General features: G+C 68.3%; 16 protein-coding genes and 2 tRNA genes. 8 read left to right on the top strand and 10 right to left on the bottom strand.

What is annotated here, in order from left to right; genetic code table 11:
* Nucleotides 1-95: 95 nt before the first annotated feature.
* The 8 genes from NIBR502770_RS01240 to NIBR502770_RS01205 all read right to left on the bottom strand — a co-directional run bounded on the left by NIBR502770_RS01240 (nt 96) and on the right by NIBR502770_RS01205 (nt 9192).
* Nucleotides 96-539 carry a hypothetical protein gene (locus tag NIBR502770_RS01240; protein ID WP_141158106.1) on the bottom strand — a complete coding sequence of 148 codons (444 nt, stop codon included), beginning with the start codon at nt 537-539 and terminating at the stop codon, nt 96-98.
* Between the two features lie 7 nt (nt 540-546).
* Nucleotides 547-1173: a bacterial proteasome activator family protein gene (locus NIBR502770_RS01235; RefSeq protein WP_141158107.1), complete on the bottom strand. Its 627-nt coding sequence runs from the start codon at nt 1171-1173 to the stop codon at nt 547-549.
* Between the two features lie 78 nt (nt 1174-1251).
* Nucleotides 1252-1455, bottom strand: coding sequence for a YbdD/YjiX family protein (locus NIBR502770_RS01230; RefSeq protein WP_141158108.1), 204 nt, complete (start codon nt 1453-1455; stop codon nt 1252-1254).
* Nucleotides 1455-3752: a carbon starvation CstA family protein gene (locus NIBR502770_RS01225; protein WP_141158109.1), complete on the bottom strand. Its 2298-nt coding sequence runs from the start codon at nt 3750-3752 to the stop codon at nt 1455-1457. Before NIBR502770_RS01225 ends, NIBR502770_RS01230 begins: the two co-directional genes overlap by 1 nt.
* Nucleotides 3753-3897: 145 nt before the next feature.
* Nucleotides 3898-6753, bottom strand: a complete 2856-nt coding sequence (locus NIBR502770_RS01220) for a hypothetical protein (protein ID WP_141180771.1) — start codon at nt 6751-6753, stop codon at nt 3898-3900.
* On the bottom strand, nt 6753-7490 hold the full coding sequence (locus NIBR502770_RS01215; protein ID WP_141180770.1) for an ABC transporter ATP-binding protein: 738 nt from the start codon (nt 7488-7490) through the stop codon (nt 6753-6755). The genes NIBR502770_RS01220 and NIBR502770_RS01215 overlap by 1 nt, the downstream gene beginning before the upstream one ends.
* Complete coding sequence (locus NIBR502770_RS01210) at nt 7487-8092, bottom strand: PadR family transcriptional regulator (RefSeq protein ID WP_141158112.1); 606 nt, start codon at nt 8090-8092, stop codon at nt 7487-7489. The genes NIBR502770_RS01215 and NIBR502770_RS01210 overlap by 4 nt, the downstream gene beginning before the upstream one ends.
* A gap of 116 nt (nt 8093-8208) precedes the next feature.
* Nucleotides 8209-9192, bottom strand: a complete 984-nt coding sequence (locus NIBR502770_RS01205) for an NAD(P)H-quinone oxidoreductase (RefSeq protein ID WP_141180769.1) — start codon at nt 9190-9192, stop codon at nt 8209-8211.
* Nucleotides 9193-9300: 108 nt separating this feature from the next.
* Here NIBR502770_RS01205 and NIBR502770_RS01200 point away from each other — a divergent pair.
* Nucleotides 9301-9388, top strand: a tRNA-Ser gene (locus NIBR502770_RS01200).
* Nucleotides 9389-9808: 420 nt separating this feature from the next.
* A complete protein-coding gene (locus NIBR502770_RS01195) occupies nt 9809-14338 on the top strand; it encodes an ExeM/NucH family extracellular endonuclease (protein WP_141180768.1) in 4530 nt (1509 codons plus the stop codon).
* An 88-nt stretch (nt 14339-14426) separates the two neighbouring features.
* Here the strand turns inward: NIBR502770_RS01195 and NIBR502770_RS01190 are convergent, their stop codons facing one another.
* A complete protein-coding gene (locus NIBR502770_RS01190; RefSeq protein WP_141180767.1) occupies nt 14427-16361 on the bottom strand; it encodes an FAD/NAD(P)-binding domain-containing protein in 1935 nt (644 codons plus the stop codon).
* An 84-nt stretch (nt 16362-16445) separates the two neighbouring features.
* On the opposite strand from NIBR502770_RS01190, the gene NIBR502770_RS01185 reads away from it, so the two are divergent.
* The 4 genes from NIBR502770_RS01185 to NIBR502770_RS01170 all read left to right on the top strand — a co-directional run bounded on the left by NIBR502770_RS01185 (nt 16446) and on the right by NIBR502770_RS01170 (nt 21029).
* Nucleotides 16446-18704 (top strand): prolyl oligopeptidase family protein, encoded by a 2259-nt coding sequence (locus NIBR502770_RS01185; protein WP_141180766.1) that lies wholly within the window; start codon nt 16446-16448, stop codon nt 18702-18704.
* Between the two features lie 5 nt (nt 18705-18709).
* Nucleotides 18710-19249: a GNAT family N-acetyltransferase gene (locus NIBR502770_RS01180; RefSeq protein WP_141158117.1), complete on the top strand. Its 540-nt coding sequence runs from the start codon at nt 18710-18712 to the stop codon at nt 19247-19249.
* A gap of 92 nt (nt 19250-19341) precedes the next feature.
* A tRNA-Ser gene (locus NIBR502770_RS01175) sits at nt 19342-19430 on the top strand.
* A gap of 117 nt (nt 19431-19547) precedes the next feature.
* A complete protein-coding gene (locus NIBR502770_RS01170) occupies nt 19548-21029 on the top strand; it encodes an MFS transporter (protein ID WP_141180765.1) in 1482 nt (493 codons plus the stop codon).
* Here NIBR502770_RS01170 and NIBR502770_RS01165 read toward each other — a convergent pair.
* Entirely contained in the window at nt 20953-23157 is a 2205-nt protein-coding gene (locus NIBR502770_RS01165) for an ATP-dependent DNA helicase RecQ (protein WP_141180764.1), read from the bottom strand. The genes NIBR502770_RS01170 and NIBR502770_RS01165 overlap by 77 nt on opposite strands.
* Nucleotides 23158-23308: 151 nt before the next feature.
* On the opposite strand from NIBR502770_RS01165, the gene NIBR502770_RS01160 reads away from it, so the two are divergent.
* Nucleotides 23309-24727 carry a phosphomannomutase/phosphoglucomutase gene (locus NIBR502770_RS01160; protein WP_141180763.1) on the top strand — a complete coding sequence of 473 codons (1419 nt, stop codon included), beginning with the start codon at nt 23309-23311 and terminating at the stop codon, nt 24725-24727.
* 6 nt (nt 24728-24733) lie between these two features.
* Complete coding sequence (locus tag NIBR502770_RS01155) at nt 24734-25231, top strand: hypothetical protein (protein ID WP_141180762.1); 498 nt, start codon at nt 24734-24736, stop codon at nt 25229-25231.
* Nucleotides 25232-25237 lie beyond the last annotated feature (6 nt).

Here is a 25237-nt window from a genome sequence, read left to right as displayed (position 1 = left end):
GGGAGCCCAACGCGGCGGAATCCGGGTCTGTCAGCCAGGCGCTTAACTGGAAAGTAGGCTTCCAAATCGGGAATATTCCTGCGCACCCGCCCGGCCTATTCCGAGTGAAGCTGCCTCTCGGCGTCGTCCACCTGCTGGAAGACGGCCTCGGCGCGGCGGTGGACGGACGCGGCGCCAACCGGCACCGGCCCCACGGCGAGCCGCAGCATTGCTGCAGCCTCCGCCGTGGTTGCCAGTGAATTTCCTGCCTTGGACAGGGACCTGTGCACATTCGACAGTGCTGCGGGAATGTCCAGGCCGTCGCTTGGGGCGCGCCGCTGCGCTTCCATGCAGACTGCCCGGACGCGAGGCAGCAAAGCAGCCAGCTGGTTGGCGATCTCCAGCAGCTCGCCGTACAGCTGGTCATCCTCCACGCCCTCGAGCACCTGGTGGAAGCGGTCCAGTCCCCGGTGGAAACGGTCGTGCGCGCGGCGCCACAAACCCTTTCCCAGCTCCACGTCGTCCTTGCGCCCCTGCCTGGCGGCGCTGAAAAAGCCCAAGCGGATCCTACAAGTACTGGCCCGGGCCGTGGTCCGGGTCCTCACGCTGACCAGGCCGGCCCTGTTGCCCGGGCCGGGCGCCGGCCGGGGCACGCTGGGGCTCGCCGTTTTCACCGATCACCACGCCGGGCGCAATCATGGTGCCCGGCGGCAGTTGGCGCAGCTGCAGCTGCGCGGCTGCGTGTTCCCGGGCCGCGTTCTGGGCGGCGATGGCCGTTTGGATCCCATGGAACAGGCCCTCAAGCCAGCCCACCAGCTGGGCCTGGGCAATCCGAAGCTCCGCGTCCGATGGTGTGGCGTCACCGGAGAAGGGCAGGTTGATCCTGTCCAGTTCTGCCACGAGCTCGGGCGCAAGGCCGTCCTCCAGCTCCTTGATGGAGCGGGCGTGGATGGCAGCCAGCCTGCCGCGCGCAGCATCGTCCAGTGGGGCAGACTTCACCTCTTCAAGCAGCTGCCGGATCATGGTGCCGATCCGCATCACCTTGGCAGGCTCGTCCACCAGATCCTGCAGGCTGCTCCCCCTGGGCCTTCCGTCCGTCCCGGAGGGAACCTGAACGGGGTCCTCCGTGTCGTCCACGGGAGTACCCTCTACCGGAAGGTCCTCAGCTGCCTGAGTGTCATTGGGATCGCTCATGCGTTCATACTCTCACGGCCCGTCCGGCCACGGTCCACCTGTGAAGGCCTGTGGCGCGCTTGTCCGCTGCGGGCTCAATCAGCAGCACCGGCCTTGGGGGTTGCTGTCCTGGCGGTCTGTGCGGTCCCGCCAGAACTCCCGCTCTGTCAGGGGCGCTTCGGCATGCCCGGCGGCCCGGTGGTGTTCCAGGTACTTGGCGTAGGCGTCCGCGCCCATGACGCCGCCCAGGTAGCGGGCAAACCCGCGGAACCCGTTGGCGACCAGGGCGATCCCGGCGCTCATCAGTGCCCGGTCCGTTCGAGCCGGGCCTCGGCGGGCACCTTCTCCCATTCGGCAGCCAGTTCACGTTCGGCCGTGGTTGGTACCAGCCCGGCCGGCGCAAAGACGCGCGACGGAACAGCCGGGTCCTCGTTGTCGGTGATGGCCGCTCCTGCCGACCGGTCCCGGAACGCCTTGGCCGTGGCGAGGAGCGCGGTGGCGATCACGATGATGCTGAGCACCACGAAGATCACGGACAGCCAGCCCTGGATGGCCGTGTTGCGGACCACGGCTTCCATCGCGGCCACCGTCTTCGCGGTGCCGAATTCCTTCTTGCCGTCGGCCAGCGCCTTGCTGAAGGCCGCGTTGTTGGCGAAGTAGCCCACGGCAGGGGTGGAGGAGAAGATCTTCTGGTAGCTCGCGGTGATGGTCACCACGGCTGCGAACGCCAGCGGCAGGGCCACGATCCACAGGTACTTAAAGGTTCCCCGTTTGGCAACGATTGCCAGGACCACGGCCAGCGCGATGGCGGCGAGCAACTGGTTGGCGATTCCGAACAGCGGGAACAGGGTGTTGATGCCGCCCAGCGGGTCGGTGACACCCATGAGCAGCACTGCGCCCCAGGCTGCCACCATGATGGCGGTGCAGAGCCAGGCTCCGGGACGCCAGGAGGCCTCCTTGAACTTGGGGACGAAGTTGCCGATGGAGTCCTGCAGCATGAAGCGGGCAACACGGGTGCCGGCATCGACGGCAGTGAGGATGAAGAGCGCCTCGAACATGATGGCGAAGTGGTACCAGAAGCCCATGAGGGCGGTCCCGCCCACGAACTGGTGCATGATGTGCGCCAGGCCCACCGCCAGGGTGGGAGCGCCGCCGGTACGGGACACGATGCTTTGTTCGCCAACGTTCCGCGCCGTCTCGGACAGCAGGTCCGGGCTGATGTTCACTCCGGCCAGGCCAAGGCTGTTGACCCAGGTGGCTGCGGTTTCGACGGTGCCGCCGGTCAGTGCGGCGGGAGCGTTCATGGCGAAGTAGAGTCCGCGGTCGATCGAGATGGCGGCCACCAGGGCCATGATGGCCACGAAGGATTCCATCAGCATGCCGCCGTAGCCGATGTACCGGGTCTGCCGTTCCTTCTCCACCAGTTTGGGGGTGGTACCGGATGAGATGAGGGCGTGGAAGCCGGAGAGTGCGCCGCAGGCGATGGTGACGAACAGGAAGGGGAACAGGGCGCCGGAGAATACGGGGCCGTTTTCCCGGCTGGCGAATTCGCTGAACGCGGGAACGGTGACCTCGGGCCGGACCACGATGATGGCCAGCGCCAGCATCACGATCACGCCGATCTTCATGAACGTGGAGAGGTAGTCGCGCGGGGCGAGCAGCAGCCACACCGGCAGGATGGCGGCGATGAAACCGTAGATGATCAGGCCCCAGGCGATGGTCACCTTGTCCAGGTGGAACACGGCTGCGCCCCATCCGGTCTGGGCCACCAGGCCGCCGCCGATGATGGCGGCCATCAGCAGGACGAAGCCGATGATGGAGACTTCCATGACTTTGCCGGGCCGCAGGTAGCGGAGGTAGACGCCCATGAAGAGGGCGATGGGGATGGTCATGCCCACCGAGAACACGCCCCACGGGCTTTCACCCAGGGCGTTGACGACGACGAGGGCCAGGATGGCCACGATGATCACCATGATGAGCAAGGTGGCAATGAGCGCTGCCGTGCCACCGATCACGCCGAGTTCCTCACGGGCCATCTGGCCCAGGGAGCGGCCGCCGCGGCGCATGGAGAAGAACATCACCAGGTAGTCCTGGACGGCGCCGGCGAGGACCACGCCCACGATGATCCAGATGGTGCCGGGAAGGTAGCCCATCTGGGCGGCGATGACCGGGCCCACCAGCGGGCCGGCGCCTGCGATGGCGGCGAAGTGGTGGCCGAAGAGCACGTTCCGGTCGGTGCGGACATAGTCCTTGCCGTCGGCCTTGTACTCGGCCGGGGTGGCACGCCGGTCGTCAGGCTTGGTGATGTAGCGTTCGATCACCTTGGAGTAGAAGCGGTAGCCGATCAGGTAGGTGCACACGGAGGCGAAGACGAACCAGATGGCGTTGACGGTCTCGCCGCGCACAATGGCCAGCATGAACCAGGCAACGCCGCCCAGCAGGGCAATCGCGGCCCAGAGCGCGATCTTCGCCGGGGTCCATTTCCGGTCCTCGGCGTCGAGCCGTGCCTGGTCGACGGCGGGCGGGGGAAGATCCGGGTCCGTAGCCAGTCCGCCCTCCGCCCGGGATCCGTTGTTCCGTTGGTCAGGCGCTCCGGCCATGTCTCCTCCTTGAGAGTTATCCCACTTTTCCTACTGGGCACCCTACCAACGCGGGTCCCCGCTTCCGCGGCCGACGGCGGCGCGGCGCCCGGCTGTGCGGTGAGCGGCGGCGCCGCGGCGACGAATGAGGGTCGAAAGCCCCAGGCTAGGCCACGCTGCGCCGGGACAAGGGCAGCCCGGAAGGGGTAAAGGTCCAGGCAAGCACTGCGCCCGTCACCGGTACGGCCATTACGAGGGCCAGGAGGTGCAGCCAGGGAACGTCGACTGCTGTCCGCATGTCCGACGACAGGACAAGCAGGAAGGCAGGCACCACCCCTGCCAGTACCCCCAGCAGGGCGCCCACGCCGCTGGTGAAAAGGGCCTGCGATCCTGCCAGGGCCTTGCGCAGCCGCGGCGAGGCTCCCACGCCGGCAAGCGTGGCGTGGTCGGTGCGGGCATCGGCCAGGGAGAGACCGGTGGTGATGCCCGCTGCGCTGAACGTGATGAGCGCGGCGGCGGCCACAATGGACCACGTCATCCACTGGCTGCCCTGGGAAATGCCAGGCTCGGCCCGGAAGTCCATGCCGGGCTGCCGGTAGACGGCCGCGATGGCAGCGGAGGCTGCATCAGCCTCCGCCTCCGACGGATACTTCGCCAGCTGAACCAGGAGCCCGGCGGGTTCAGCGTGGAGCTCCAGGCGTGCGGCGGTTTCCGGCGAGACAACACCGAAGTATGGGACCGGGACAGAAGGCTCGAGCACCGTTGCGGCCAGGGAAGTGCTCCTCACCGTCGAGGGCACCGTGCCGGGCCCGGACGGCGCCGGACCGTGGGTCCGTACATCTTTCCCCTCCAGCAGGACTGTTCCGTCACGGACGAAGACGGGGTTGGTCACTATCATTCCACCGGCGTCCAGCACCGCCAGGGACTCCGCGGATGGATCGCGGCCCAGTGCTGCCCGGACGTCGTCCACCCCGCCGACCAGGATGGCCCGGCTGGAGGGCTGTTCGTTGACCATGGACCCGCGGCACCGCCAGTCCCCCGGGTCCACTACCCGTCCCATGGGTGTGGTCGGGCACGTATTGGCCTGCGGCCTGGCAAGCGAAAACACCAGGCAATTCGAGGTGTCCGTCAGTGCCGGCAGGCCTGGATCTGCGGGGCCCTCGGGGCAGTTCCGGAGGCTTGCGGGGGCGGTGATGAGCCGGGTCGATTGGACAGTCCCGATGGCACTATCCACCGCGGCGGAGAGTGCGCCGGCGTCAATGTGCATGGGTGGCCGCATGCTGCCATCGGCTGCGAGGGGCTGGTCCACCGTAAGAGGAAGGTACGCCTGGTTCTCCAGGGCGCCCCAGTAATGGGCGTCCCGCAGCCCGGCCTGCTGGCTGGCTGACAGCACCAGGGCGGCGCTTGCCAGGGTGGCCGCCGCGAGTACGGCGGCGACGGCGGGGACGCTCCGGCCACGGTTTCGCGCAGAGTCCCGCGCCGCCATCCGGAGGGAGAGGGAAAGCCAGCGCGTACGGGACGTCAGCCGGAGGATCAGCCATCCGGTCAGCATTACCAGGCCCGCAACTGCGGCCATTGCCCCGGCGATCAGCAGGGTGGCCACCACCGGCAGTTGCTCCGCCCGCTGGTCGGGATCGGTCGTGGAACCGCTGAGAAGCCAGCCGGCCCCAAGCAGCCCTGCGGCACCTGCCAGCGCGACGACGCCGGCTACGGTGGTGCGGCGCCCCGTCGGCGCCGGCGCCCGCCCGGATTTGAGCGCACCCAGCACGGCCTGCCTTGACACCTGGCGCGCCGGGACCAATGCAGCCAGGACGCAGGCGCCCAAGCCCAGCGCCATGGCCAGGGCGGTCAGGAGGAGGTCCGGGTGCAGGCCGGCCAGCCGGGCGGAACCGGTGGAACGGACCACGTGGACGACGACGGCAGCGGCCCCGAGCCCCACTGCGGCGCCGCCGGCCACGGCCAGGCTGCCAAGCCACAGTCCACCGGCAGTGACGACGGCTCCGATGGTGGAAGTGTCCGCTCCGGCGGATGCCAGCAGTGCCAGCTCACGTACCTGGCGCTTGGCGCCGACGGCGAACGCGGCTCCGGCCAGCAGGCCCACCTCGAGCAGTGCGAGCGCACCGACCAGGCCGAAAGTGGCATAGACGGTCACCAGCACCGGGGAGTTGTCGTGCAGCAGGGAACCTGGAACCGTGCGCTGGTCGGCGGACGGCGGGTCCAGCACCACGCTGCGGGACAGCACGCCCACGCCTTCGCTGTTGGCCTCCCTGACCTGTTGCCAGGTGACCGGTTCGGGGCCCACCAGGTAGTAGGACACAGACTGGCGGGTCGAGGGGCCCGCCGCAAGGTCCCCTGGCGCCTGGCCCGCCTTGAGGTACAGGATGCTGTTGCTGTCCGCGACGGAAGCGTCACGGATGGTGCCCACCGGGACGAAGGTTCCTGCCGACGTCGTAAATTCCTGGCCGAAGGCGAGGTGGAACCGCGACATCAACCCCGGCGAAGCCAGCACCTCCGTCCCGTCCCGCGGTGCGCGGCCGGCCAGCAGGCTGTACTTGCCGTCAAACGCCGGATTCAGCGCGTCAACCTCGCGGCCCTGCAAGGAAACAAGGGCCGCGCCCACGCCGGTGGTCAGCGTGAGCGTCCGCTGCGGAAGGACTTCGTAGCCCGCCGGGAGGGCGTCGGCCGGGTCTGTCCGCTCGAAATCCGGGTCGTAGCGGCCGGAGCTGGAAGCGATGACACCATCATTGAGCGGATCCTGCAGGGAGTCCGCGCTGGGAACCGCCAGGACACTGAACCTGGCCTGGGAGTTGCCCAGTTCGTACCGGACAATCTCCCCGGGCGTGCGCTGTGAGCTCTGGTAGAGGGTGGCGGCGCCGGTCATGCCGGCCACCGGCAGCATGATCAGCAGGACGATCAGGAGCGAGCGCCCCTTATGGCGGGCGATGTCGCGGCGGGCCAGCCGCAACGCAACCCGGCGGCCGCTCCGGCGCCCCTGCGGCGCGGGAGCCAGGTCAAGCGGCATCAGAGTCCGGCCTGGGTAAGGAGCATCGTGGGGTCGTGCATGGCTGCCGCCTGGTCAATGACGCGTCCGTCGCGCAGGAAAACCACCCGGTCCGCCCAGGCGGCGTGCCTGGGCTCGTGGGTGACGAGCATGACGGCGGCTCCGGCGTCAGCCCTGGCACGCAGCACCTCCATGACCCCCTGGCCCGTTGTCGAATCCAGCGCACCGGTGGGCTCGTCGGCCAGGATCAGCCGCCGCTTGCCCACGATCGCACGGGCGATGGCCACACGCTGCTGCTGGCCGCCGGACATCTGGTCCACGAAGCGGTCCGCAAGCTCCGGGATGCCTACCTGCCGGAGCGCATCGGCGGCCTGCCGGTGCGCCTTGCGGGCCGATGTTCCGTCCAGTTCCAGAGGCAGCGCCACGTTTTCCGCGGCAGTCAGCGTGGGGACCAGGTTGAAGTCCTGGAACACGTAGCCAACGGCCCGGCGGCGCAGGCGGGCCAGTTCGTTCAGGTTCAGCCCGGCCAGGGGCGTGGACTCGACGAAGACAGCGCCCGACGTCGGCCGGTCCAGTCCGCCGGCAACGGCAAGCAGGGAGGACTTTCCTGAGCCGGACGGACCCATGACCGCGACGAACTCCCCCGCGCAGATGGTGAGGTCCACGCCGCGGAGGGCTGCGACCGCCGTCGCCCCTTCCCCGAAGGTCCTGCCGACCTTGGCGAGTTCAAGGACCTGCTGCGGCCCCGGCACGCTCATCGGCGGCTGTCCGCGCTGAGCGGGGCATCTTCCGTGGCCCCGTTGGACGTCTTCCGGGCCGGTCCCGCAGCGGCGGCCTGCGCCTGCTGGACCATCCTGGCTTCGCAGAGGTCCAGCCAGCGGACTTCCGCTTCGGTCTGGAAGATCAGCGAGTCCAGCACCAGGAGCCAGGCGGTATCCGTAGCCTTCTGGTTCGCTGCGGTGTCGCGCCGGGCCTTGGTGTAGTCCTGCAGGGCCCTGATGGACGCTACGCGCTGGGCCTGGATGATGGCCTGCACATCAACCCCGGGCAGGGTGACGGCGAGCGCCAGCTTGATGGCGAGCTCGTTGCGGGGCGGGTTGTTCCGCTCCACGGGGGCGGCGAACCAGCTCCGCACCTCCGCTTTGCCGGCAGGGGTGATGCTGTACACCACATGGCCCTCACCGTCGTCGCCCTCCTTGGCCACCAGGGCATCGCGTTCCAGCCGGTCCAGGGTGGTGTATACCTGCCCGATGTTCAGGGGCCAGGTGGCTCCGGTGCGGTTCTCGAACTCGACCCGCAGCTGGTAGCCGTAACGCGGCTGGTCCTGCAGCAGGGCGAGGAGGCTGTGGCGTATCGACATGGTGCTCCCCCGGGCTTAGTCATTGCCGGCATGCACAGGCCCCCAAGACCCGTGCATACCGCGTATACCAACCCTAAGCCGGATCACCCTCTCGCGCAATACCGGGTATGTATTCCTTAGAGGATCAGGAGGACCTTGCCCACATGGTCGCCGCTGTCGAAGTAGCGGTGCGCCGCAGCGACCTGGTCCAGCGGGAAAGTCTTGGCAACCAACGGGCGGATCCTGCCATCGGCCACGAGCGGCCACACGGCGTCGCGGACGGCGGTCATGATGGCCCCCTTTTCCGCCACGGGCCTGGGCCGAAGCGCGGTGGCCACCACGGCCGCCCGCTTCTTCAACAGCAGCCCAAGGTCCAGCTCGCCCTTGGTGCCACCTTGCAGGCCGATCACCACCAGGCGCCCATAGTCGGCCAGGGCATCCACGTTCTGCGGGAGGTATTTTGCTCCCACCACGTCGAGGATGACGTCCGCCCCCTCGCCGCCGTTCTGCCGCCGAAGGCTCTCCGGAAAGTCTTCCTCTTTGTAGTTGATGGCAATGTCCGCGCCGAGGAAGGCTTTGGCGGTGCTGACTTTCTCATCAGTTCCGGCCGTGGTGGCCACCTTGGCCCCGAACGCCTTGGCCAGCTGGATGGCCATGGTGCCGATCCCGCCCGTGGCCCCGTGGATCAGGACTGTCTCGCCCGGCTGCAGCTGCGCCGTCATAATGAGGTTCGAGTAGACCGTTGCCGCCACTTCCGGCAGCGACGCGGCCGTAACGAGGTCAACGCCCTCGGGGACGCGCAGCACCTGCTCGGCCGGGACTGCCACCTGCTGCGCGTAACCACCCCCTGCCAGCAGGGCCACTACCTTGTCCCCCAGCGAGAACGGCTTGCTGACGCCGGGTCCAAAGCCGGCGATCCGGCCTGACACTTCCAGCCCCGGGACCTCGGAGGCGCCGGGCGGGGGCGGGTAGAACCCCCGGCGTTGCTGGACGTCGGCCCGGTTCAGCCCCGCTGCCACCACGTCGATCAGCACTTCGCCCTGGCCGGGAACCGGGGCGTCCACGTCCCGAACTTCCAGCACTTCCGGGCCGCCCGGTTCAGATATATAGACGGCTTTCATGGACCTCTCCCGTTCCTGACTCAAATCCTGGCTGCATCCAGTGTGCACCGGGGGCTTCCCCGGGCCTGTTTTGTTGCAGGCAAGTGCCTATGAAACACTACTAGCTGAGGAAGGTTGTCCGAGCGGCCGAAGGAGCTGGTCTTGAAAACCAGTGTGCGGTAACCCCGTACCAAGAGTTCGAATCTCTTACCTTCCGCAAGGGAACCCCTGGCAGCCGGCACCGGCCGCCAGGGGTTTTTTGCTTTAAGCTCCCCGGCCCGGCCGTGTTGCCTGCACGTAAATTCTTTGGACAAACCCCTGCCGGACCAGGATTCGGATGCTACTGGCGGGTATCGTTTGTGACTGCCGGCACACCCCCGGGTTGTCGGCGGGCATCACTCCCGCCACCAGCATCTCCGGAACGGGCTTGGGGAAAAGCCCGGACCGGACGGTGGGGCGCTCCGCTGGGGAACGCCCCACCGAATGCACGCGCCAGCAACCTTGCGTTCATTCAGTGCTGTTGTCATGTGCCTGGACAACCACCATGCCAGGCACGATCCTGCCCAGTCCGATCCATGAAGCATGGACGCACCCACCGGACCACCCACCCGGTACTCCTCAATGAAAGTAAGAGCGGATGCATCAAACACCTTGGAAGTCAGCGCTCGGCGCAGCATTGTCAGCGGGGCTCATCGCAGCCCCGCTGGCTGCTGTTCCGGCGGCCGCGGAGGTCTCAGCCGCGGCCGGCACATCCCCCGTTGTCATCAACGAGGCCTACCTGAGCGGCGGCAGCAGCGGCGCCGCGTACAAGAACAAATTCGTGGAACTGTACAACAGCTCGGACGCGCCCATGTCCCTGGACGGCTGGTCGGTACAGTACCGCTCCGCCACCGGAACGGCCGCTCCCAGCGGAGTCGCCGCGTTGTCCGGGTCCATTCCCGCCAAGGGTTACTACCTGGTGCAGGGCGGGAGCAACGGCACCAATGGCGCAGACCTGCCCGCACCGGACCTCGTGGCCGGGGCGCTCAACTTCGGCGGCAGCGGAGGCACCATTGTGCTCGCCAAGCAGCCCACCGCCGTCGGACTTCCCACCGGGTCTGTGGTGGAGCCCGTGGGCGTGGCCGATCTCCTGGGCTACGGCAGCTCCAACACGTATGAGGCCAAGGCCGCCGCGGCACCCGCTTCCAACACCGACGTGAAGAGCCTGAACCGGACCGGTGGCGCGGACAGCAACAGCAATGCCGCTGACTTCACGCTCAGCGCCGGCATCACCCCTACGTCCTCCGGCGGTACCGCACCGGTCCCCACCCCAGACCCCACACCTGTCCCCGGCCCGGTCGGCAAAACCATTGCCGAGATCCAGGGCACCGGTGCCGAAAGCCCGCTGGCCGGAGCCGCCGTCACCACCAAGGGCAAGGTCACCGCGGCCTTTCCCACGGGCGGACTGAACGGCTACTACATCCAGACCCCCGGCACGGGCGGTGACCTGAGCGCCACCAACCACTCCGCGTCCGACGGCATCTTCGTCTACTCGCCCGCCACGGTGGGATCGGTCCAGGCCGGAGACTACGTCCAGGTCACGGGGACGGTTGCCGAGTACTACGGAATGACCCAGCTGAACGTCACGGCGGCTACGGGCCTTACCAAACTGTCCGAGGCCGCACCCGAGGTCAAGCCCACCATCTTCACGCTTCCGGCCGGCGAGGCCTTCCGCGAGTCCCTGGAAGGCATGCTGCTGGCACCCCAGGGCCCCATGACCGTCAGCGACAACTACAGCCTGAACCAGTCCGGCGAGATCGGCCTGGCCGGCGGCACCACCGCGCTGGAACAGCCAACCGCCGTGGCACCCTACGGCTCGGCAGAATACGCCGCCGTCGTGGCGGACAACGCTGCCCGCGGCATCAAGCTCGACGACGGGTCCAGCACCAACTTCCTCAAGGACGCCACCACCAAGGCCGAAGTGCTGCCCTACCTCACCACCGCGGATCCGGTCCGGGTGGGCTCACCCGTCAGCTTCACCACCAACGTGGTGCTGGGCTACGCCAACAACTCCTGGAAGTTCCAGCCGCTGACCCACCTGACGGAGGCCAACAAGGCCACCGTCCAGCCGGCCCGCTTCGGCGCCACCCGCACCGAGGCCCCCGCTGCCGTGGGCGGCAACCTGAAGCTCGCGTCCTTCAACGTGCTGAACTACTTCCCCACCACCGGTGACCAGGTCGCCGGCTGCAAGTTCTACACCGACCGCGCAGGCAACCCCATCACCGTCAGCGGCGGCTGCAACGTCCGCGGCGCCGCCAATGCCGGGAACTTCAAACGCCAGCAGGACAAAATCGTCGCCGCCATCTCCAAGTCCGGCGCCGACGTCGTCACCCTGATGGAAGTGGAGAACTCCGCCCAGTTCGGCAAGGACAGGGACGACGCGCTGGCCAAGCTCGTGGAGGCCCTTAACATCCCCACCCCGGGCATCTGGGACTACGTCCGCACCCCCGCGAATGCACCACCGCTGGCCGACGAGGACATGATCCGCACAGCGTTCATCTACAAGAAGGCCGCCGCCGAGCCGGTGGGCGAATCCATCATCCACAACGACACTGTCGCCTTCGCCAGCGCCCGCAAGCCGCTGGCCCAGGTTTTCAAGCCCGTCGGCGCCCCTGACGACAAGAAGTTCATCGCCATTGCGAACCACTTCAAATCCAAGGGCTCGGCTGCCACTCCGGACGACACCGACAAGGGCCAGGGCAATTCAAACCTCGCCCGCACCGCCCAGGCGCAGTCCCTGCTGGCTTTCTCCAACTCCCTGCAGCAGGACAAGGGCACCGACAAGGTGTTCCTGATCGGCGATTTCAACTCGTACGGCAAGGAAGACCCCATCAACGTCCTCACCGGCGCGGGGTATGTCAACCAGGACGACAAGGCCAGGAATGCCGACGGCACGGCCAAGCACTCGTACCTCTTCGGCGGACTGGTGGGCTCGCTGGACCACATCCTCGCCTCGCCGGCGGCCAACGCGGTGGTCACCGGTGCGGACATCTGGAACATCAACTCGGTGGAATCCGTGGCGCTGGAGTACAGCCGCTACAACAACAACGTCACCGACTACTACGCACCGAACCAGTTCCGCGCCAGCGACCACGACCCCGTGGTGGTGGGCCTGGACCTCCCGGCAGTCCCTGCCACCGTTGACCTGAACCTCCTGAACATCAACGACTTCCACGGCAGGATCGATTCCAACACCGTGCAGGTCGCCGGGACCATCGAGAAGCTCCGCGCCGCAGCCGCTCCGGGTGCCACGGCATTCCTGTCGGCCGGGGACAACATCGGCGCCTCGCTGTTCGCGTCCGCGGTCGCCAAGGACCAGCCCACCATCGACGTCTTGAACGCCTTGGAGCTGAAGGCGTCCGCCGCAGGCAACCACGAGTTCGACGGCGGCTGGGCGGACCTGCGCGACCGCGTCATCGCCGGCGGCACCAACGCCAAGTTCCCCTACCTGGGTGCGAACGTCTACAAGAAGGGCACCACCGAACCGGTCCTGCCGGAGTACACGGTGCTGGACCTGAACGGCATCAAGGTGGCAGTAATCGGCACCGTCACCCCGGAAGTCCCCGCCCTGGTGACTCCCGCCGGCATCGCCGACCTCGACTTCGGGGACCCGGTGGACGCCATCAACCGGGTGGCCGCCAGGATCACGGCGGAGAAGGCTGCCGACGTCATCATCGTTGAGGACCACGACGGCGCCGGGTCGGGGGTGGTGGAAGGCGCCACGCTGGAGCAGGAAGTGGCAGCCGGCGGGCCTTTCGCCAAGCTGGTCACCGAAACCTCCCCCGAGGTGGATGCGATCTTCACGGGCCACACCCACAAGGAGTACGCCTGGGACGCCCCGGTGCCGGGCGTCGCGGGCAAGACCCGGCCGATCGTGCAGACCGGCAACTACGGTGAGAACGTGGGCCAGATCCAGCTGACCGTGGACACGGCCACCAAGCAGGTGACCGGGTACAAGGCCGGGAACGTCAAGCGCACCACTGACGCCGCCGCCGGCCTGGTCGCTGCCTACCCGCGCGTGGCCGCCGTCGACGCCATCGTCAAGAAGGCCCTTGCGGACGCGTCCGTGGTTGGCAACCAGCCCATCGGCTCGGTCACCAAGGACATCACCACGGCGTTCACCACCGACGCCACCGGTGGTGCCAAGCGCGATGACCGCGGCAGCGAATCCACCCTGGGCAACCTGGTGGCCGACTCCCTGCTCTCTTCCCTGCAGCCGGCCGAGCTTGGCGGCGCGGAGATCGGCGTCGTCAATCCCGGCGGCCTGCGCAACGAGCTGTACTACGCACCCGACGGCACCATCACCTACGCCGAGGCCAATGCGGTCCTGCCGTTCGTGAACAACCTATGGACCACGTCCCTGACCGGTGCGCAGTTCAAGACGCTGCTCGAACAGCAGTGGCAAACCAACGCCGACGGCACGGTTCCCAGCCGGGCCTACCTGCATCTGGGCCTGTCAAAGAACGTCAACTACACCTACGACGCCGCCCGCCCGGCCGGCGACCGGATCACGTCAGTGCGGGTGAACGGCGACCTGCTGGACCCGGCCAAGTCCTACCGGGTGGGCACGTTCAGCTTCCTGGCCACCGGTGGCGACAACTTCCGGATCTTCACCGCGGGCACCAACACCCGCGATTCCGGGCTGGTGGACCGGGATGCCTGGATCGGGTACCTCCAGAAGAGCAGCCCGGTGTCCCCCGACTTCGCCCGGCGTTCGGTGGCTGTCACCAACACCACTGCCGCTGAGGTCAAGCCGGGAGAGCCCATCACGTTGACGGTCTCCAAGCTTGACCTGACGTCGCTGGGCAGCCCGGTGAACACGGCCCTGGAAGTTTCGTTCACCGACGCCGCCGGAAAGGTCACCCCGCTGGGTACGGTCCCGGTCGCCGCCGGGGCCGCCGCCGTGAACCTTGCCGTGCCGGCCGGCGCTGCAGCGGGGACGGGCACCCTGGTGCTCACCGCCGTCGAATCCGGCACCGTGGTGAAGGTGGCAGTGCTGGTGGGGGCCGACACTCCGTCGCAGCCGGTCTGCGTCCCGCCGGTCAAGCCGACACGGCCCGCGGACCTTGAGGGCCAGGCGAACTACGGCCAGGCCATGGCCGAGTACCGCGCCTGCCTGCGGGGCTAACACCACTGGATGCGCCATCACTTGTGGTCCCTATTCCGACGGTTTAGCGGCCATAAGTGATGGCGCATCGCCCTTTAAGACCTGGGAATTACGCCCTGCGAAGGATGGCGGCGGCAATCTCGTCCGCGTCACGGAGCGTGCGCTGGCCACTGCGGTACGCAGGCCCGCCGGGCTGCACAGCCTCTGCGGCGATGGCGGTGCCCCACTGGGCCGAGGAGAGCTGCAGCCCCAGCACGAAGAGGCCCTCGGTGACCGACCCGTTGGCCGCCACCGGGCGGTACGGGTGCGGCTCCACGTCCAGGCCGGTGGACTCGATGGGGGCACCTTCGGCAGTCATCATGAGCTTGGGCCGCGCCAGCCCGTCGGCCAGCAGCTGCGCCAGGAGCGGTGAATCGTTGGCCGAGACCCGGTTGCCGGGGGCCAGGGCCTCCACCAGGGTCCGGGCCGCGGCCGGCGGCCCCGCCACCCACGGCGAGGAAGCGGTGAACAGCGCCGATCTCCGGTCCACGCCGAATTTCGGGTCCGGCCCCACGAAGCTGACCACCCCCGCCCGTGCCAGGGCCGCGAGCTGCTCGGACCGCAGTGCGGGCGGTCCGCTGGCCAGGCCCTCCACAAACGATTCAAACCAGCCCCGCAGGCCGGCGACCCATGACGCATCGGTGATGCCGCCGTCGGCCACCGCCGTCTTCAGGACGGCACGCCCGTGGTGCAGCGCGCCGATGGCCATCTTGACGGGGTCGTCCTCGCCCAGCGCTGAGCGGCGCGCATCGTCAAGCAGGAACTCCACGACGGCAGCATCATGCGCGCTGCGGGACTCGAAGGAACGCCCCGCCAGCGGGGCCGCGAGCCCCGGCAGGTCCAGGCGGTGGCGGGGGCCGACGTGGACGGCCAGGACGCTCTCAACACTGTCCTCCCAGTTCGCGGCGCTGTGCGCGTGCGGCTGCAGGGCTTCCTCCAGGGCAGCGAGGAAGGCGGGCGCGTCGGGCACCGCGCCGGGCTGCGAGCGCACCAGCGTTGAGTAATAGGCCCACAGGGCATCCCGGTGCAGGAGCGGCCACAGGTCATGGTCGAACGAAGGGCGGATCCCAGCCTTCGCCAGCCTCTCGATGGCGGCCTCGGTGAGGTACCGGAGCGTTATGGAGGAGGCGTAGTAGCCGTCCAGCGCCGCCTTGGCACGGTACGGGGTCCCGCGCCGCGAGGCCGCAATGATCCGGGGTTCCTGGCCGGACGGTTCATACACCAGGCCGCTGCCGTTGGGCACGAACTTGCCGCCGCGTCCCTCGGTGAGCTGGCCCATGGTGTCAAAGAAGTTCAGGCCCATGCCGCGGACCAGAACCGGTTCCCCGGCGGGGATTTGGGACCAGTCCACATCCGCGGGAACGGCCGGGGGAAAGTACTGCAGGCCCAATTGCCCGGCGGCCGCCTGCAGCTCCCGCTGTTCGGGGTTCAGCCGGGACGGCACATGCCCCAGGGCGAGCACCACGGAACCGGCGCGGATGGCCGCTCCGGTGGCCAGGCCGACGTCGAACGTTCCGTCCCCGGCCGGACGCACCGACGTTGCGGTCGTTTCGTGGAATTCAACCGTGACGCCGTCGGATGCCTTGCCCAGGAGCTCCTCCACGGTACAGCGGAGGTAGCGGCCGTAGAGGGCACGGCTGGGAAAATCATTCGATCCCAACACCGCCAGCTCCGCCCGTTCCTCCGCGGTGAGGGACGGCAGCGGATCCCGCTGCTGCCGGGCCCGCCACTGGTCGAAGGTGGTGCCGGCAACAGGTGCGGGAAGCGCCGGATCCTCGGGAACCAGGGTGGGATAGAACGATTGGGTATTCATGAGGAACAGCCGGGATTGTCCCGGCTGCCACACATGTCCCGGGCCTGCCGGGTAAGGATCCACGACGTCGATGTGCAGGGGCGCTTTCGGGCTCCGGGCGACGGCGGTGTGGGCGAGCAGCCGCTCCAGCACGCTGGTGCCGCGGGGGCCGCCACCGATGATGACGGCCCGGTTGCTCTGCGATATTTCCACGCCATACAGCGTACGGGCTGGAAGCGGAGTGTGCGCCGGACGCTTGACTTGCCAGCCATGGGGGATGTTGTTTGGATGGGGCGCATGACCACCACAGCAGCTGATCAAGCGTCCGTTCCCGGCCCCGGCAGGGACACCACCGGCACCAACTCCCGCCAAACCGCGCCGGAACCCGTCGACGAAAATGTGTGGCTGGAGGACATCTACGGCGAGGAGCAGCTGGCCTGGGTCAAGGAGCAAAACTCCCGCACCGAGGACCTGCTGGAGGGCAGCGGCTACGACGAACTGGAGGCCGGCATCCTGGAGGTCCTTGACTCCACGGACCGGATCGCCATGGTGGGCAAGCGCGGAGACTGGTACTACAACTTCTGGCGCGACCAGCAGAACCCCAAAGGCCTGTGGCGGCGGACCACCTGGGAGAGCTACTGCACCGACTCCCCGGAATGGGATGTCCTGCTGGATGTTGACGAGCTGTCCCGCGCCGAAGGCGACGAGTGGGTGTTCCACGGTGCCACGTTCCTGCGCCCCGCGGCCGGGGAGCCCTACCGGCTGGCGCTGCTTGCCCTCTCCCCCGACGGCGGCGACGCCAACCGGTACCGCGAGTTCGACGTCGAGGCGCGCGGCTTCGTGGACCCCGCCCGTGGCGGGTTCGACCTCCCCACGGCGAAAGGCAACGTCTCCTGGCTCGACGCCGACACCCTCCTGGTTGCCTCCACCGCGGACGGGCTGCCCAAGACGGCCTCCTCCTACGCCCGGACGGCAGTGACGCTTAAGCGCGGAGAGTCCCTGGCCTCGGCTCCACGCCTCTTCGAGGTGCCCGAAGACCACATGATGGCCATGGCGGCCCATGACTCCACGCCCGGCTTTGAGCGGACCTTCGCGGTGGACTACATCGACTTCTTCAACCGCACCAACTTCGTGCTGCGGGACGGAAGCTGGGTGCAGATCGACGTGCCCACCGACGTCAACGTCAGCGCACACCGGGACTGGCTGCTCTTCCGCCCGCAGCAGGACTGGGCCCTGGACGGCACCACTTACCCTTCCGGCGCGCTGCTTGCCGCCAATTTCGAGGACTACCTCGCCGGCAGCCGGGACCTCACCGTCCTGTTCACCCCCGATGCCCACACTTCCCTGCAGTCCTGGAGCTGGACCCGGAACTTCCTCCTGCTCAACCTGCTCAAGGACGTCTCCTCCGAAATCCGGGTGCTCGACCCGTCCCGGCCTTCCGGCAACACGGACGGCGGCTGGGCGGCAACCCTCCTCGACGCCTGCCCGCCGCTGCATGACGTGAACGCCTACGCGGTGGACGACGAGGACGAGGCACCGGCCGACGGCGGGGCCGGTGATGACTTCTGGCTCATCGCCACCGGCTTCACCACTCCCACCACCCTGATGCGCGGCACCCTGGAACCCGGCAACCTGGAACCCGGGAGCGCCGGGACGTCCGGCGTGGTGAGCCGGCACGCGGTGGTCAAGACCTCGCCGTCGTTCTTTGCCGACGATGACTATGAGGTGGAGCAGCACTTCGCCGTGTCCGACGACGGCACCCGGGTCCCGTACTTCCAGGTGGCGCCGCGCGGGCTGGCGTTGGACGGGCAGAACCCCACCCAGCTGTCCGGCTACGGCGGGTTCGAGGTGTCACGCACGCCTGCCTACAGCGGCGCCGTTGGCCGGGCGTGGCTGGAGCGGCGGACCACGGTTTCGGACGGCAGCGACGGGAAGGCGCCGCACTCGCGCGGCGGGGTGTATGTGGTGGCGAACATCCGCGGCGGCGGCGAGTACGGGCCGGCCTGGCACCGTGCCGCGTTGAAAGAAAACCGCCACCGCGCCTACGAGGACTTCGCAGCAGTGGCGCGGGACCTGATTTCCCGCGGTGTCACTTCGCCGCGGCGGCTGGGGTGCGTGGGCGGGTCCAATGGTGGACTCCTGGTGGGGAACATGCTCACCCGGTATCCGGAACTGTTCCGGGCCGTTTCCTGCGGTGTGCCCCTGCTGGACATGCGCCGCTACACCAAGCTCTCCGCCGGGCACTCGTGGATTGCCGAGTACGGCGACCCCGACGACCCCGAACAGTGGGAATACATCAGGACGTTCTCCCCCTACCACCTGCTCAAGGACGCGGTGGAGTACCCGGAGACGTTCATCTGGACCGCGACCTCGGACGACCGGGTGGGCCCGGTGCAGGCACGGAAGATGGCCGCCCGGATGCTGGCCATGGGCATCCCGAACGTGTGGTTCCACGAGGCCCTGGAGGGTGGCCACGCCGGCGCCTCCGACAACCGGCAGGCAGCTGCCCTGCAGGCGCGAAGCCAGCACTTCCTGTGGAAAGCGCTGGCGGGCTGACGGCCATGGCAGCCCGCCTGGCCGTTCGGCGGGCTGTTGCCGCGGACATAGAGCGGCTGGCCCAGGTGCACGTCCGCTGCTGGCAGGAGACCTACCGGGGCATGCTGTCCGATGCCTTCCTCGCCGCCGTGGACCCGGCGGACCGGCTGCGGCTCTGGCAGCATTTGCTGGACCGCGCGGATCCTGCCGAAGCGTGGGTGGCGTGCGACGGCGGGACGGTGGTGGGGTTTGCCGGTTCCCGCCGGCTGCCTGCCCCCGGCTCCCCGGAAGGGCACCCGCCGCCCGCCTCGGGAGACCTGGAGCTGTGGGGGCTGTACCTGCTGGCCTCGCACCAGGGCCTTGGCTTGGGCGGCCTTTTGCTGGACGCTGCCATCGGCTCGAGGGCAGCGAGCCTTTGGGTGGCAGCCGCCAACAGCCGGGCCATCGGTTTCTACCGCCGCTTCGGCTTTGCACCGGACGGCGAAGAGGACGTCCTGCCTGCGTGGGAGGACCTCCCGGAGATCCGGATGGTCCGCCCGGCGCAGGGCCGGCCGCGGAGCACTTGAACCCTGTTGACCGGGGGCGGAGCCTGTGGCGGGCACCGTTTTGCACTGCATGGCCGGATCTGCGTATCCTTGGTGGGCTAGTAATAGCAACTGGAGACGTGCCAGAGCGGCCGAATGGACTTCACTGCTAATGAAGGGTCGGGGTTAAACTCGACCGGGGGTTCAAATCCCCCCGTCTCCGCGTTTGGCCCCGGTCCCCTGGACCGGGGCCTTTTGCGTTTCCGGCGGCTCGTGGAACGCGCTGTCCGGCCAACGGACGCCGCGAGCGCCGCCGGTGCCGCAGTGGCAGGATTGGCCCATGGCGGCACCCAGCAACCCAGACCACCACGACGATGCCCGGACGGGATGGAATCCGCGCCTCGCCCTCCTGGTAGCGGCAGCGTTCTTCATGGAATTCCTGGACGGCACGGTCCTCACCACTGCCATTCCCAGCATCTCAGCCGACTTTGCCGTCCCCGCCGCCAACGTCAACATCACCATGACCGCCTACCTGCTGACGGTGGCCATCGGCATTCCCCTCAGCGGCTGGCTCGCTGAACGCTTTGGGGCCAGGCGGATCTTCTGTACAGCCATCGCGCTGTTCACCCTCTCATCGTTGGCCTGTGCGCTCAGCCAGGACCTGGCCACACTGACCATGAGCCGCATTGCCCAGGGTACCGGCGGCGCCATGATGGTCCCGGTGGGAACGCTGGTGGTGCTGCGTGGAACACCGAAGTCGGACCTGCTGCGCGCCACCGCGTTCCTGGTATGGCCCGGGCTCCTGGCGCCAGTCCTCGCGCCACTGGTGGGCGGCGCGCTCACCACGTACCTGTCATGGCACTGGATCTTCCTGGTGAACCTGCCGCTCGGCGTGGCCGCCTTTGCGGCATCGCTTCGGCTGGTTCCGACGGTGCCCGGCGATCCCGGCCGGCGGCTCGACTGGCCGGGAATGCTCCTGACAACAGTTGGCGTCGGTGCCCTGGTGACCGGGCTGGAACTTGCCAGCAGCCACCCGGGACTTCCCTGGGCCGGAATCAGTGCCGCTGCCGGAGCCGCTGCACTGACCGGGGCCGTCCTGTGGATGCGCAGGGCTCCCCACCCGCTGTTCAACCTGCAGGTCTTCCGCACCCGGACGTTCCTGGCCATGGCCACGGGCGGCTTTGTCTACCGGGTCACCATAAGCTCCGTCCCGTTCCTGCTGCCGCTGATGTTCCAGGCAGGCTTCGGCTGGTCGCCGCTGCACGCCGGCGCCTTGGTGGCAGCCGTGTTCATTGGCAACATCGGGATCAAACCGGCCACCACACCTTTGATCCGTAAGTTCGGATTCAAGGCGGTGCTGGTGTTTGCCTCCCTGGCATCAGCCGTGACGTTCGCCCTCTGTGCCTTCCTGACACCGGAAACCCCGGCGGCTTTGATGGCCGTACTGCTGGTATGCAGCGGCGCCTTCCGCTCCATCGGCTTTTCGGCCTACGCCTCGGTCCAGTACGCGGACATTCCTCCGGCCCAGCTAACCTCCGCCAACACCGTGTCCGCCACGCTGGTGCAGCTCGGCACAGGCTCCGGCATCGCCATCGCGGCCCTGCTGATCCGGACTTTCGAGGGCCTCACCTCCGCGGCCCAGGATCCGGCCGGCCCTTTCCGCGGCGCATTCCTGGCGATGGCCGTCCTGATGCTGGCAAGCACCGTGGACAGCATCCTGCTCCCCCGGCATGCCGGGGCCGCAGTCAGCCGGCCTGCGCCAGCACCAGCGGCAGCACCGCTCCCGCCCCGGCCAACCGAAGGGCGCGCCCCGCGACGGTGAGGGTCCACCGGCTGTCGGTAAGGTCGTCGATGAGCATCACCGGCTGCCCCTGGACGGACTGCAGGGCGGCTTCGAGCTCAGAGCCCACCACCAACCGGTCCCAAACGCCCGCCAGCCGGTAGGCGCTGTTGCCACCGCGCCCGCCGGTGGGACCGCCGTGCGCCAGCTGCAGCTCCCCGAGGTAGGGAATGCGCCCGATCTCGGAGATGCCCCGTGCCAGCGAGCCCACGAGCTGGGGCTTGCCGCGGGATGGGACGTTCACAATGGCGGCCGGCCTGCCCACCCCGCTCCATCCCGGGTTCCGGGCGTCGCCGGTTCCCCACTCGCGCAGTACCTGCACGCAGGCCTGGAGCAGTCCGGGATCCACCGGCCGGTCCTCCGCGCCGGCAGCGAACAGCTCCCGCAGGGCCCCGCCCCAGCCGAGGTCCGTCAGGCGGGCCAGGACGCGCCCGTCCGAGAGGCCCTCGCCCGGCTTGAGTTTCCCCTTCACGGACACCCCAAGACGGTCCATGCCGCTTGGCCATTGAAGACGCGGCTCCAGGACGCCGCCCGCCCTGCTGAGGGTCTGGCTGGCTGCAGCCGTGGCGTCGGCTGCCACGTCCGCCGGGAACCACTGGCCGGCGCAGTTGTCGCACCGGCCGCACGGCCGGGCCGTCCCGTCATCCAGGACCGAAGTGATGTACTCCATCCGGCAACCAGCCGTGTCCTGGTAGATAACCATGGAGTCCTGCTCGTCCACCCGGGCTTCCGCAATGCGGCTGTAGCGCTCGGCGTCGTAAACCCAGGGCTGGCCGGTGGAACGCCAGCCGCCGCCGACCCGCTCCACCGCTCCGTCCACGGACAGGACCTTCAGCAGCAGCTCAAGCGGAGTGCGGCGAAGGTCCACCCTGGCCTCCAGGGCAACCGTTGACAGCGCGGCGCCGGCCTCGGCCAGCGCAGTCAGCACGGCCGCTGCCTTCTCTTCCGATGGCATGGACGCGGTGGCGAAGTACTGCCAGATTTCCCGGTCCTCGGACCCGGGCAGCAGCAGGACATCGGCGTTCGCGGCGCCACGGCCGGCGCGGCCCACCTGCTGGTAGTACGCCACCGGCGACGACGGCGCACCGAGGTGGACAACGAAGCCAAGATCGGGCTTGTCGAAGCCCATTCCGAGCGCAGAGGTGGCCACCAGCGCCTTGACCTGGTTGTCCTTCAGCAGCTGCTCTGCCCGCTCCCGGTCCGCCGGATCGGTCCGCCCGGTATAGGCCAGCACGTTGTGTCCCGCCTCGGACAGGAGCCGGGCAGTGTCCTCCGCCGCGGAAACGGTCAGGGTGTAGATGATGCCGCTGCCGGGAAGGTCGGCCAGATGGGTCAGCAGCCATCCCAGCCGCTCCTTGGAATTGGGCAGCGACAGGACACCCAGCCGCAGCGAGTCCCTGCCCAGGGAGCCGCGGATGGTCAGCACGCCCGCGCCGAGCTGTTCTTCGATGTCATGCACCACCCGTGAGTTGGCCGTGGCCGTGGTGGCCAGGACCGGCACCGTGTCCGGCAGCCGGGTGATGAGGTCCGCGATCCGGCGGTAGTCGGGGCGGAAGTCGTGGCCCCAGTCGGAAATGCAGTGGGCTTCGTCGATGACCAGCAGCCCTGTCCGGCGGAGGAGTTCGGGCAGCTGGGTCTCCCGGAACGCCGGGTTGGTGAGCCGCTCCGGGGACACCAGCAGGACGTCCACCTCGTCCGCGGCCAGCTGCTCACGGACGGTGTCCCATTCCAGCTGGTTGGCCGAGTTGATGGCCACGGCCCGGACCCCTGCCCGGGCGGCGGCAGCCACCTGGTCCCGCATCAGCGCCAGCAGGGGCGATACAATCAGCGTGGGCCCGGCCCCCCGGCGGCGCAGCAGCAGGGATGCCACGAAGTACACGGCGGACTTGCCCCAGCCGGTGCGCTGGACCACCAGGGCCCGCCGCCCGCCGTCGACCAATGCCTCAATGGCTTCAAACTGGCCGTCGTGGAAAACGGCGCCCGGGTTCCCCACCAGGCCGCGAAGGACCTCCAGCGCCTCGGCGTGCGTGGCGGTCCCCGGGCCGTCCGGGCCTGCCGTATCTGCAACTGCGGTAGCGGAAACTGTGGACGCGTACTGGTTATTGGCCATTGGTTCAGTATCCCAGCACCCTCCGACACCCCGCACAGCGATCGCGCCACTATGTGGAAACCTGCCAGGCGCGCGCTGCAAAGCCACTGCTGTGACGCAGGTTCTCCCCAAACCCGTTGGCCACATGCGCCGCACACGTAAGATAAAGCCCGTGACTAGCGAACAGACAACGACATTTGATCTCTCGGCATCCTTCAAGGCCTACGACGTCCGTGGGATCGTCGGGGAGTCGATCACCGCCGAAATCGTCGAAGCCGTGGGGGCCGCGTTCGTGGATGTCCTGCAGCTCGAAGGCCAGACCATCGTGGTGGGCGGGGACATGCGCCCTTCCTCCCCCGAGTTCACCAAGGCCTTCGCCAACGGGGCGGCAACCCGGGGTGCCAACGTGGAACTCCTGGACCTGATCTCCACCGATGAGCTGTACTTCGCCTGCGGCTTCCTCAACCGCGCCGGAGCCACCTTCACCGCCAGCCACAACCCCGCCGAATACAACGGCATCAAGATGGCCAAGGCAGGCGCCGTTCCCATCTCCTCCGAAACCGGCCTCAAGGACATCCAGGCCCTCTCGGAGCAGTACCTGAACTCCGGTTCCATTCCCGCGGCCGGCACCCGCGGCCTGATCAGCGTCCGCGACGTGCTCAAGGACTACTCCGAATACCTCCGCAAGCTGGTTGACCTCTCCTCGTCCCGCCCCCTGAAGGTGGTGGTGGACGCCGGCAACGGCATGGCCGGCCTGACCACCCCGGCCGTCCTGGGCGACGCGCTGTTGCCCAAGCTGCCCTTCGACATCGTTCCGCTGTACTTCGAACTGGACGGCTCTTTCCCCAACCACCCTGCCAACCCCCTGGAGCCGGAAAACCTCCGCGATCTGCAGGCCGCAGTGATCGAACACGGCGCGGACATCGGCCTGGCCTTCGACGGCGATGCCGACCGGTGCTTCGTCATTGACGAAAAGGGCCAGCCTGTGTCGCCGTCAGCCATCACCGGCATGGTGGCGCGCCGCGAGATCGCCCGGGCCAAGGCCCAGGGCGAGGAAAAGCCCGCCATCATCCACAACCTCCTGACCTCCCGCGCCGTCGCCGAACTGGTGGAGCACGACGGCGGCCGCGCCGTCCGTACGCGCGTGGGCCACTCCTTCATCAAGGCAGTCATGGCCACGGAAGGCGCAGTATTCGGCGGCGAGCACTCCGCGCACTTCTATTTCCGCGACTTCTGGAACGCTGACACCGGCATGCTGGCTGCCATGCACGTCCTGGCGGCCCTGGGTGAACAAGACGTGCCGCTCTCCGACCTGGCCCGCGAATACGAGCCTTATGTCAGCTCCGGCGAAATCAACTCGGAGGTGGAGGACAAGCCGGCGGCCGTGGAGCGCGTGCGCCAGGCGTTCGCGGACGAGGACCTCACCATCGACAACCTGGACGGCAGCACGTTCACGGCCAATGACGGCAGCTACTGGTTCAACCTTCGCCCGTCCAACACTGAACCGTTCCTGCGGCTCAACGCCGAAGCCACGGACCGCGCCACCATGGAACGCGTCCGCGACCGCGTCCTGGCCCTGGTGCGGGCCTAGCACCGGATGACCCACCACAAAGGGCCGGCAGCGGACGGGCACAGCGGGCAGGAGAGCTGGCGTGATTCCGTCCCCGAAGCGACGGCAACAGACCTGGAGAACCTCCTGGGCACGGGCGTCAGCGCGGCCCAGGAGCAGCTCCAGCGCGCCGGCGGTTTCCTGCCCTTCGCCCTGACCGTCCAGAACGACGGCGAGGTGCGGCTGGTTGCCGTCTCCCCGGCGGACGCCGGAGAGGGCAGTGACGGGGAGTTTGACGCCGACGCCATGATCCACGACCTGCAGGCCCTCCTCCGCCAGAACCGCGGCGACTTCCGCGCCGCCGCAGTTGTCTGCGACATCCTGCTGGTGGAAGAGGATTCGGATGCCATCCACGTGGCGGCTGAACACCAGGATGGTTCCCTCTTCGCCGCCGTGCTTCCCTACTCGGCCAACGCCACCACCCAGTCCTGGGAATACGGCGAGCTCGGCGCCGACGCCAGCGAGCCCGTAATCTGGGTGGACTAGACCAGA

It is taken from the genome of Pseudarthrobacter sp. NIBRBAC000502770 (assembly GCF_006517815.1).
Taxonomy (GTDB): Bacteria; Actinomycetota; Actinomycetes; order Actinomycetales; family Micrococcaceae; genus Arthrobacter; species Arthrobacter niigatensis.
The sequence above is the reverse complement of the archived record's forward strand: the minus strand, read 5'-3'. Positions and strand labels throughout refer to the sequence as shown.